This window comes from Acetatifactor aquisgranensis, assembly GCF_943193215.1.
In the GTDB taxonomy this organism is placed as follows: domain Bacteria; phylum Bacillota; class Clostridia; order Lachnospirales; family Lachnospiraceae; genus Acetatifactor; species Acetatifactor aquisgranensis.
In genome coordinates this window covers 1-10,268 of sequence record NZ_CALPDH010000063.1, presented here as the reverse complement: position 1 = coordinate 10,268, position 10,268 = coordinate 1, and the positions used below count along the sequence as shown (strand labels likewise).

Below are 10,268 nucleotides of genomic sequence, written 5' to 3'. Positions count from 1 at the left end.
TACCATAGCAACAGGGACGTAAGAGAATCTGGTTTACTGGCCATATAACTTTACCGACCCATTTGCTGACTAACACCTTTCATAAATATAACCACTCCCTATTAAAGTTATTTATATCATACATTACTTAACTGCACATTTTAAGGCACATAAACCATACACAAAATTGTATATTTATACACGCATTTTATCGGACACAATAAAGCGAACTGGGACAAATTAAATTACAATTCCCCAATCTGCCGGAACACCGGGGATGCCCTCCCTGCCTTGTCAGGCTGTGGCCTATCGGGGATATACGTTCACGAGGTTTTTGAAATCCAGTCGATTATTCAGATACCCCTGTTTATGCTTTCCTGTCAAAAGACGGCTTCTCATCCAAATAATCCGGCAGTGCTTCAAGTTCCTCCCCTTGACCATTCTTTAGGGAGCGGTACTCATCAAAATAAATCCCATAAAACTCCCTTTCCTTTTCCCGTTCAGCCGGAGTCCTCTCACAAGCCCACCCATATCCCGAACCGAGATATGTCAGCACCTTTGTACCCTGATAGTAAATATCCGCGCCATATCCCCCGCTTGTCAGGATCGGGCAGGTCAGCGTTCCGCCCCCTGCCAGCGCAAACTTCTTTTCGGCAAGGTTCTCCGCCCTCCCGTCTGCCGCCTCCAGGAAGTCAAGCAGCGTCAGTTCCCCGCTCCCGTAGCATTTCGGATTGCCGTTCTGTCTCTTCAGCGAATTTTCAGCCTGCCGGTACAACGCTCTCCTGTCGGGCGATACGTCAGATATGTATTCCGCACATAACCTCGCCCTCTGGCTGTGGATATACTCCAGTTCTTTCTTGCTCGTAGTCTCCGCAGCTCTCCGTGCCAGTTCCTTGATCTCATCAGCAAACTCGGCCTTTGATTTATTGCTTTTCCCAGCGCTTGGGATCAAAGACCAGTCAGGCCCTCTGCTGCTCAGTGACATACTGTGTTTCGTATTGGCCGAATTTAGTGTACTTGAAACCGAAATTCCCATGCGCCCACCTCACAATTCCTTTTCCTATCTGTGGCTCCTCTGTTGGTCAGAGCCGCCCTTATTCCCTTGTAATAAATCCAAGCAGATTCCCCGTTCTGCCGGAACGCCGGGGATGCCTGCCCTGCCTTATCAAGCTGCGGCTTATTCGGGATACGCAGCCGTGGGTCTTATAAAACTTTCTTGAACTGATATTTATACATATCGGAATACATATTGCCGGAGGACTTTGGTGTAAACCGGCCATCCAGTGCGCCCATATCCACCGCAAAACCGCTGTCCGCCACGGAGAACGCCCCATCCTTGAACTGGAACTGTGAAGTGAAATCGGGAATCCCCAAGTCTCCGCTTATCCTGATCTTCCCTATGATATCCACCAGCGCATCCTTCATCCGTTCTATCCTGGCATTGTCCTTTGTCTTATTGATCAGATCAGCCGCCTTGTCCGGCAGCCCTCCAATCTTCCCGTCAGGTGTTAGATAGAGATTTTCTAAGGAAATGTCCTCCCCTGTAACCCCTTTCAGGTAGCGCCGGACTTCCTGTATGTCCGTGGCATACCGGTATGTGTTGGAGGACAGGTCTCCCACGCTGTCCGCAATCCCTATGTAATACTGGTACATCCGGTCACCGTACTTTTCATCTATCAGCTTCTGCACCTGTTCCCGGACGCCCTCGTCCTCTATCCCGTCCACGGACACATCCCCATTGCTCCCAATCCGTACCTGCATCCCTTCTATGTCATCACGGGAAATGCCCATGCTTTCCAGATCCTTTACGAAATCATCTGAAAAGCTTTTTTTCAGCTCCGCTATATTCTGTGCCTTTTCCATGTCTTTCAGGTTGGCAAAAATCTTCACATACTCCAGTTCCGCATCGTTTAAGTCCTTCCCATCTGCCATGTCCTGCAGCAGTTCATCCACGGTGCGCCCGCCCTTATACTTCTTTTCTTCCGGCAGGCTGTCAAACTGTTTCTGGTGGAGCCGCTCCAGTTCTTTTATATAATTCTGCTCCGTCTCCTTTAAGACGGCATTATACTGATCAAGATATTCCCGCCAGTTTTCATCTTTCTGACTGTATGCCCCGTGGAGGTTCCCATATGCTTCCCTAACGGCATCAGTCTTTTCATGCTCCTTGTTTTCAGTAACATGGAAACTGATCTTATAATAATCATCCGGGGAAATCTCCTCCCCGTTTCCGTTTTCTACCTTGAAGCAGTATTGATTGGTATTGATATCCCAATTAGGGACGGTCAGCTTCTTCCGCCCCTCTCCGTCCCGCTCTGCCTTCCCCACCTGATTGCCGTATTCGTCATACAGGGTAAGATCGTAATCACAGCCTTCCGGCATATCTATATAAACCTCAACGCCAAAGCAATTCCGCTGAAAGTTCATAAATGGGATGGAGAAGTTATAAAAATCCACATCCTTTTTATCACTGAGGCTTCCTTTCAGGCTGCTGGTCTCATCCTTGATCAGAAAATTCAAATCCAGGAATGTGCTGCCTTTGTCCTGATTGGAAACCTCATAAGTGGTATGCTGCCTGCGGTAAGTGTTATTGCTGCTGAGGGTACAGGTGTCCTCCCGCAGCTCCATGTTCCTGCGCATCTTCCCTTCAAAAAATGCCTCCGTCTCTTTTCCCGTCATGAAGTATACCGGCTTATTTCTGAAAGCCGCTCCATATGCGGAACCTTGTTCATTTACATTAGTTATTCCCATTGTCAGATCATCCTCCATTATTGTCAATTAGTTATCAAACAGCCACACACCTGTCATTCCAGAGTCGCATCAGCACCCAAGATGCTTTCCTTCTGTGCCATAATATATCCTACAATTTCTCCAGCTTCTCCAAAAACGCCCTGTAAAATTCTCCTTCTTTGATGCGGGCCTGCTGGACCTCTATGCTCCTGGGCGTATATACCCTTGGATGCTCCAAATCGTACAGCGCCTCTTTCGTTGCCTGGATCGCAGATTCCACCGTGCTTCCAAGGATGTCAAAATTCTCCGTTTCACCCTTAAGCTGTTTATTAAGCCTCTGCACCATCATCTGCGATATGTGGCTCATCATTCCGTTGCCCCGGATCCCCATGCCATTCGCATTTACTTCTTTCGCCGCCTCCATCCACGCATCCTTCACTTCCTGCGGGGCGTTCGGGCCAACCATCTCAAAGGCTTTCTCATCCTGGTCGGCTGCCTTTCCCTGCGCCGCCTTTTCTTCCACCGTTTCCATGAATCCCACAGCCCCGGATTCCGCGCTTCTTCCTGTCTTTCTTGCAGTGTATCCTGTCAGCGGATATCCCGCTGTTCCTATTCCGTTAATGCCCATTTCAGTCCTCCATTTCTTTTTTATGGCAGCTCCTCTGTCGGTCAGAGCCGCCTCTGCTCTCTCGTAATGAGTCCGAACAGTTCATTGCCTCCATGCAGACATGCCAACTAACTTCCCCTGTCAAATCCCATACCGGCCCTCACCTCCTCTCCCTACTCCTCAATTTCCCCAATCTGCCGGAAAGCCAGGGATGCCTTCCCTGCCTTGTCAGGCTGTGGCTTATTGGAGATATTCAGCCGATGGAATTTATTTCTTATTCATAAAATCCCAATATGCCTGCATACTGTACTGATAATATGCCGCCGTCTTTTTCTGGAGCAACAGCTTCATGTCGCCGATCTGCTTCTGGAACATATCCATGAAATCTGTCCTGTCATTTAATCCCATAGCCCCGGCTTCCATCGGAAGGGAAGTAAATCCCCCCAGCTTCTTTACCCCCATATGTGCTTCCAAAGCACGCATCTCCACAACAGTCGCTGACTTGGGATTTATCTCGTTGATATGTATGGTTTTTTCAAATTCATTCCCATTCTCATCAACACCTTTTGCAATGATTGTCGGATCATCCTCTGTTGAATCTTCCGCATACTTAAGATAATAAGACAGCCCTGTGCCGTTCCCTCCTGTCCACAACATATCTTCATCTGTAAAAATATTATAGACTTTTGGAGTATCTGCCACATTGTTTACCTGCTCCGCAAAACACCTTTTTACCGCATTCTGCTGTGCCTTTCTTGTTCCCTGCCATGCCTGATATCCTGCTGTCCCTATTCCATTTACATTCATTTTTTCAAATCCTCCGCTATTGTCATTTATTCAATATTGTGGCTGGGGGTGATATGTTTCCACCCCCAGCTACACCGTGTCAGTCTGAATATGTAAAGCATCACTGTTCTACAGAAAACATAGCTTTCTGGATATTTTTCTGCCAATATGAGCTGTCAAAATAGTTCCCGCTTTTGGGCCGATTACTGAACATATTCATGATCATGTCATAAGTCATGGATGACGTATCTATAAACAGTTCCTTTCCGTCCTTTGATTTAATCGCTGTACCGTTTGTTCCCACATAGGCAGTTGTATTGTCATCAAGGTACTGTATCGTTCCTGTCATTTCCGCAAACTTTTTCAGCCACGACTCTCCCGTTTCCTTGCACATTTCCTTAAATTTCTTAGCATCCTCCCCCGTCATATAAGGGTGCTTCCCATCCCTGACATACCATGAAAAACCTGTTGCTTTGTCCGTATATTTCGGGTCTGTTGCCGCCCATTCTTCCAAGGTCTTATCGCCATACCACACTGTCAGCCCGCTGTCATTTGATACGGTGTTTTCCTCCTGCCCCATTATTGGATTTGTTGATTTAAGTGCGTCATATATATCCTGCACATTGGCATTCTGCCTTGCACTTCCGGGAGCGGATTCCTCTGCCGCCTGTTTCTGCGGGTAGAACTGTCCTGCCCTGCTCCTATTGTATCTATTCGCTGATACATTGTTCTGATAATAATTCTGTCCTATTCCATTTACGTTCATTTTTCAAATCCTCCATTGTCATCAATTATTTTGATAGCAGCTCCTCTCTCGTTCAAAGCCGCCTCTGCTCTCTCATATTAAGTCCGAGCAGTTCATCCCATCATGCAGACATACCGCCTAGCCTCCCCTGCCAAACTTCATGACAAACACCCCCTTTCGCTACCATCCGCTAATAATACGAGCCAGCCTCCAAAAAAGTTTCATTTCTCTTATCACCTACATCCGCCCCTCGCCTCCGGGCAGACCGCAGAGGCAAAGCATTATGCGCCTGTGCGGAATAAGATGTAAAGAATATATCTGTATACCAATGTGCTGCCCGGTTTCAGCCTTTATCCATAAACGCATCAAACGCGCTTAGAATTTTCTGATACGATGCATAGCCCGCAAGATTGCGGCATTCATACTGCATCTTCATCATTTCTTCCGCAATGGCATAGAAATTCTTCTTTTCAGCAAAAGCGGTGGAAAAACTTTCTGTCCCCTTTTCCGCCCCTGCCCCTATCCTTAATGCAGCCATGCCGTCCAGTTTCTTCTCGTCCACCAAGTACGCCGCCAGCGCATCTATTTCCGTTCTTGTCGCACTTGCCGGGTCTACCTTTGCAGGGTAGATCAACTGCTCATGCTCCTGCCCGTCCGCCGCCCTGGTGACAACCCGCATGATTGGATTTTCAGCACTATACCCCTCTGCCTTATAAACTGTGACACAGCCGCCATCGGCCAATCCCCTTGAACACAGGCCGCCCATTACAAGAGTATGTACTCCGTTAAAGCTGTTCTGAAAATTGGATGATTCATTCCTTAATTTTGGGACTCTCCCTTTTTGAACGGTCATATAAGCGCCATTGTTTATGCCGTTTACATTCATTGACATCTTTCCTCCTTCCAAAAATCTTATCTGCAGCCCCTCTGTCATTCGGAACCGCCCATGCCCCCTTGCGGTAAGTCCGGGCATGATCTTCCTTACTTCAAATTTTATAACATTAGTACAGTTATCAGATATTTCCCAACACATTACTGCTGTATGCACCAATCGTACTTTCATAAGCCATTGCTGCCGCCGACACCTGTGACCGGCTGATGAAATGATAGTTTACAGCCGTATCGAGGCCACTTTTTTCAGAGCATCTTCCATAAGCTGTTTATGATATTGCAGCTCTGTCCGTTCTCTGCGCTCCGCCGCTGCTTCCTGACTGCGTTCCAGACTTTCCCTCCTTTGTGCCGCCGCTTTCTCCCGTTTTGCTTTATTGATGGCATTCACTTCTGCCACACGTTCTGGAGAATCTGCGCAACCACCGATATAGGTAACATTTCCATCCTCATGTACAACTACCCCACACGGCTGATAATCAAGCCCCCGTGCCGCAAATGATGCCTTCAACATTGGAGTTGCATTAAAGAAATCATCAATCTTGCCCTCATAGTAAGCTGCTTTTTCCGGGTCATTTGCCATCTGTTTCAAAATGTTCGGTGCTATTACAACATCATTGCCACTCATACTCTTTCCTGCCCGATCAAGGCTTTTCTGGTCTCTCCCGATGCTTTCATACCGCACATTTCCATATTTTTGTTTCAGATAATCTTTGTATGCTTCCGTCCGCGACACAGAATCGCTTCCCGTAGTCTGCTTTACGGTGTCCGCAAAAGTATGTACATTTCCTGCTTTTGCATGGTTAATCTGTTGGCTAAAGTTGTTATTTGATACTTTCCCTGTTGCCTTACCCGGTGTATAGACAGGGTAATTTGCTGTTCCGTTAATTCCTGCTACCGACATCCTATATCCTCCATTGTTATCAATATTTTATTAACAGCTCCTCTGTCATTCAGAGCCGCCCATGCCCCCTTGTGGTAAGTCCGGGCATATCCTGTTTTACTTCAAATTTTATAACATTAGTACAGTTATCAGATATTTCCCAACACATTACTGCTGTATGCACCAATCGCACTTTCATAAGCCATTGCCGCCGCCGACACCTGTGACCGGCTGATGAAGTGATAGTTTACAGCCGTATCAAAACCACTTTTTTTCAGGGCATCTTCCATAAGCTGTTTATGATATTGCAGCTCTGTCCGTTCTCTGCGCTCCGCCGCTGCTTCCTCGGCAAGCTCCTGATACCGCACCCGTCTTGCCCGTTTTGCCGCCTGTTCTGCTCTCACCTTTGCTTCAATCTTTGCCCGCACTTCCGGTTTCAGATCCCCGGTCACATATACATACCCCACACCTTTTTCATCAATACTCACGGCATAAGAAGACATCTCGAATCCATTCATTGACATTTCCGCCTTACATCTTGGAAGGTCATCGAGCCCTTTCTGGATTATTTTTTCATAATGGGCTGCTTTCTCCGGGTCGTTTGCCATCTTCTCTAAAATATTTGGAGCGATTACAATATTGTTATACCCCGCTATGCTTGCGCCGAAGTTGTCAATACTCCTTTGGTCATTACCGATATTTTTCACCATCACGTTTGCGCCATATCGCTGTTTCAGATACTCCACATACTGCTCCTCCCGCGATGCGGAACTATTTTCTGCAGTCTGCTTTACGGTGTCCGCAAAACTGGTTTTCCCTGTGGCATTATTTTTCTGCGCCTTATTCGCATACTGATATGCCGCCAACATATCATTTACTCCTAAAATGCTCATAATAATTCTTCTCCTTCCTGCTGATTAACTTTTTACCATGACCGACAATGTGAATCTATTGCCTTTTACAATACAGTCCATATCGCCGCCATATTTTACTGCACATTTTCTGATATTCTTTAGCCCTATTCCATGCACCTCCTTATCTTCTTTTGTTGATATGGGAAGGCCGCTTTCCTTGTCGAACAGTGCCATACCATCAAAGCTGTTCTCAATTTCTATAAAATACATATTCTTTGCCCGAAAAGACCGGATCGTGATATAGGCTTCTGCATACGGCTGTTTCTCCCTCATTTTCATGCAGGCTTCAATCGCATTATCCAGCCCGTTGTTCAGAATAATCCCCATATCATAAGCCTTTATCGTAACGGCATCTGAAAGCATGAACCCCCTTGCATCCAGCTTAATTCCTTTTACCTTTTTTGCCGCATAACGGAACTTGCTGCCCACCACCGCATCACTGACTGCATTGCCCGTATGCACCCTGCTGTCAAGCTGTTCCACCGACTGATACATACCCTCAAAATACTGCCGGATTTCCTCATCTTCCCCACTATACTTTTTCTGTATAAGGTTCTGCAGGACTGCCATGTGGTTCTTCATATCGTGCTTGACCGAGCGTACCCCGTCATACAGATGCTCCATTTCCACCATTGAACCCTGCATCTGCGTGATCTGGTTTTCCAGTATGATCTTCTCCGCCCGTTCTTCCTGCAGAGCTGCCATGTTCTGATAAATACGGAAACTGAACACGATAGCTCCAAGCAGCACGAGAGCTATCATAGGAATGATAAGGTATAGTACCGGATATTTTTCATACAACAGTACCGGGGCGCCGTCCGTAACGGTGATCAGCAGCAGGCGCACAAGCACCGAAACCAACGTGCCTGCCACAGAGGGAAGCAGATAGAATAACACTTCCTTACCCATCCGCCCTCTTTCCTTGTTGCAATAACTCCCCGCTATCTTTCTTGTGGAAACAAAAAGCAGGGCGCATTTTGTGGCTACCACAAGGACAGCCCCAAAGCAGGACAGGATACCTGCCGCCACGGGCAGATATTCCGCCGCACTGGTACCTGCTTTATGCACCAGTACCTCTATCATCTCATTTCCAATATAGAGCAGGCTGTACCCCGCCCAGAATGACAGTTCCCGCAGTGAGATGAACTGGACAGCCAGAAATATCTTTAGCAGGACATTTCCCCGATACCAGCATACGCAGAAAACAAATAAAGTGCAGAATGTAAAAAGCAGTTCTATGATTAACGATACGCTGTCCATATCTGAAAACAGACCCTGACTAAATGCCCTTATCACAATCCATGCAATGCCCGCAGCCCATCCCGCATTCCTTATCCTGCACAGCTTTGGCACTGCAAACCCACCAAAAAAGGACTGTATGCAGTACCCTTCAAACAGGCACAATAAAACACTGATCAATCCCATAACCCATTCAGCCATCAGCACCCACCCCGTTTCTCAGATACCGCATATAGGCTTTTACAAACTCCCCGTATTTCTCTTTTGCCAGATAAACGCACTCCCCATTATTCAGGGTAATGCTCCCGCTGTCATATTCCGCCACATATGCCATGTTCACCAGATACCCCCTGTGGCAGCGGAAGAACCCGCCTCCAAGCTGCCCCTCCATTTCATTCATGGACGCATATGCCTCTATGGTCTCCCCCGTGGTGTGTATTTCCACTTTCTTTCCTCTGCTCTCAATATAGAGGATGCTGTCCTTTTCCAGTGAAAAACTCCTGTTCCTCGTCTTTATGAACACCGTTTCCCGCCGTTTGCTTTTCCGCTTTTCCAGCTCCCGTCCTGCCCGGTGGAATACCTCCCGGAACTTATCTTCCTCAATGGGCTTTAGCAGATAGTGGAACGCCGCCACGTCAAACGCCTGAAAAACATACTCTCTGATTCCCGTAATAAAGATCAGTATGGTATCTTCATCCCTCTGCCTGAGCCTTTTCGCCGTTTCAATCCCATCCGTCCCCTCCATCTGTATATCAAGGAACACAATGTCAAACTGCTTCCCGGCAGCAAGCAGCGCGTCCCCTGTCTCGTATAATCCGGCACATATGCCCGGTATTTCTTTTTCTATCAGTTCCTTTATCTGTTCACGGATGATTTCCTCATCATCACATATGGCTATGTTCAATCCCATCACCTGCAATTCACTTTCCATGGGCATAGCTTCCCCACGGACAATTCTCTTTACTTTTTATATCGGCAGAATTTTGGCGCAGTCAGCCGCGAGGGAACGAAACCCTATTTGAAAGGGAACGAAATCTTTTTCTTTTCCATAAATAGTTCAAAATCACCCCTAAAGTTTTTCGCCATTCGTCCGATATGGGGGAAACGCAAACCACCGTGTAAGCATATTAACTGATTTTCCCACTTTCCAACTTATTATTTTCTGAACCACTATAAAAATATCTGTGAAATTTGAAATATAAAGAAATGAATTGTGAAATCTTAAGACATGAGAAAAAAGACTGCCGAAACAGCCCTTTCCCTTATTGATCATTTATAGTTTTTACCGCTTTAATCATAAGCAAACACGGAAACTCTGTATATTATCACGGAAACCCTTATACTATCACGAAAACTCCCATCCTGTTTCCGTGATAATAACCGACTTTTGCCTACGAGTATATACTATCAGGCAAAAGAACCACAGAACAACTGTTTGCACCCTCGCTAATGTAAAAATGCCCCTAAAAGCACACGGAAATAATGTAAAATTGAAACCTA

Annotated in this window: 10 protein-coding genes; all 10 read right to left on the bottom strand. The window is 46.6% G+C overall.

Annotated features, from left to right (window positions below):
• Positions 1 to 346 precede the first annotated feature (346 nt).
• The gene (locus NFS35_RS27825; RefSeq protein ID WP_330640508.1) at positions 347 to 964 is read right to left on the bottom strand and encodes a hypothetical protein; all 618 of its coding nucleotides are present in this window, start codon (positions 962 to 964) and stop codon (positions 347 to 349) included.
• A 218-nt stretch (positions 965 to 1,182) separates the two neighbouring features.
• A complete protein-coding gene (locus tag NFS35_RS27820) occupies positions 1,183 to 2,727 on the bottom strand; it encodes a hypothetical protein (RefSeq protein ID WP_251210225.1) in 1,545 nt (514 codons plus the stop codon).
• Positions 2,728 to 2,836: 109 nt separating this feature from the next.
• Positions 2,837 to 3,334: a hypothetical protein gene (locus NFS35_RS27815; RefSeq protein ID WP_016293595.1), complete on the bottom strand. Its 498-nt coding sequence runs from the start codon at positions 3,332 to 3,334 to the stop codon at positions 2,837 to 2,839.
• Positions 3,335 to 3,580: 246 nt separating this feature from the next.
• Entirely contained in the window at positions 3,581 to 4,120 is a 540-nt protein-coding gene (locus NFS35_RS27810) for a hypothetical protein (RefSeq protein WP_251210224.1), read from the bottom strand.
• A gap of 100 nt (positions 4,121 to 4,220) precedes the next feature.
• Complete coding sequence (locus NFS35_RS27805) at positions 4,221 to 4,865, bottom strand: hypothetical protein (RefSeq protein ID WP_172485056.1); 645 nt, start codon at positions 4,863 to 4,865, stop codon at positions 4,221 to 4,223.
• Between the two features lie 322 nt (positions 4,866 to 5,187).
• A complete protein-coding gene (locus tag NFS35_RS27800; RefSeq protein ID WP_160556320.1) occupies positions 5,188 to 5,736 on the bottom strand; it encodes a hypothetical protein in 549 nt (182 codons plus the stop codon).
• Between the two features lie 219 nt (positions 5,737 to 5,955).
• Positions 5,956 to 6,636 carry a DUF6033 family protein gene (locus NFS35_RS27795; RefSeq protein ID WP_251210223.1) on the bottom strand — a complete coding sequence of 227 codons (681 nt, stop codon included), beginning with the start codon at positions 6,634 to 6,636 and terminating at the stop codon, positions 5,956 to 5,958.
• Positions 6,637 to 6,764: 128 nt separating this feature from the next.
• A complete protein-coding gene (locus NFS35_RS27790) occupies positions 6,765 to 7,508 on the bottom strand; it encodes a DUF6033 family protein (protein ID WP_016302987.1) in 744 nt (247 codons plus the stop codon).
• Positions 7,509 to 7,532: 24 nt separating this feature from the next.
• Positions 7,533 to 8,969 (bottom strand): sensor histidine kinase, encoded by a 1,437-nt coding sequence (locus tag NFS35_RS27785; RefSeq protein WP_251210222.1) that lies wholly within the window; start codon positions 8,967 to 8,969, stop codon positions 7,533 to 7,535.
• Entirely contained in the window at positions 8,962 to 9,699 is a 738-nt protein-coding gene (locus NFS35_RS27780; protein WP_016302989.1) for a LytR/AlgR family response regulator transcription factor, read from the bottom strand. Before NFS35_RS27780 ends, NFS35_RS27785 begins: the two co-directional genes overlap by 8 nt.
• Positions 9,700 to 10,268: the final 569 nt, after the last annotated feature.

Coding starts and splice junctions, on each gene's coding strand:
- NFS35_RS27805 (WP_172485056.1), bottom strand. CDS start 4,865: ATGAACGTAAATGGAATAGGACAGAATTATTATCAGAACAATGTATCA.
- NFS35_RS27780 (WP_016302989.1), bottom strand. CDS start 9,699: ATGGAAAGTGAATTGCAGGTGATGGGATTGAACATAGCCATATGTGAT.
- NFS35_RS27795 (WP_251210223.1), bottom strand. CDS start 6,636: ATGTCGGTAGCAGGAATTAACGGAACAGCAAATTACCCTGTCTATACA.
- NFS35_RS27820 (WP_251210225.1), bottom strand. CDS start 2,727: ATGGGAATAACTAATGTAAATGAACAAGGTTCCGCATATGGAGCGGCT.
- NFS35_RS27815 (WP_016293595.1), bottom strand. CDS start 3,334: ATGGGCATTAACGGAATAGGAACAGCGGGATATCCGCTGACAGGATAC.
- NFS35_RS27785 (WP_251210222.1), bottom strand. CDS start 8,969: ATGGCTGAATGGGTTATGGGATTGATCAGTGTTTTATTGTGCCTGTTT.
- NFS35_RS27790 (WP_016302987.1), bottom strand. CDS start 7,508: ATGAGCATTTTAGGAGTAAATGATATGTTGGCGGCATATCAGTATGCG.
- NFS35_RS27825 (WP_330640508.1), bottom strand. CDS start 964: ATGTCACTGAGCAGCAGAGGGCCTGACTGGTCTTTGATCCCAAGCGCT.
- NFS35_RS27800 (WP_160556320.1), bottom strand. CDS start 5,736: ATGTCAATGAATGTAAACGGCATAAACAATGGCGCTTATATGACCGTT.
- NFS35_RS27810 (WP_251210224.1), bottom strand. CDS start 4,120: ATGAATGTAAATGGAATAGGGACAGCAGGATATCAGGCATGGCAGGGA.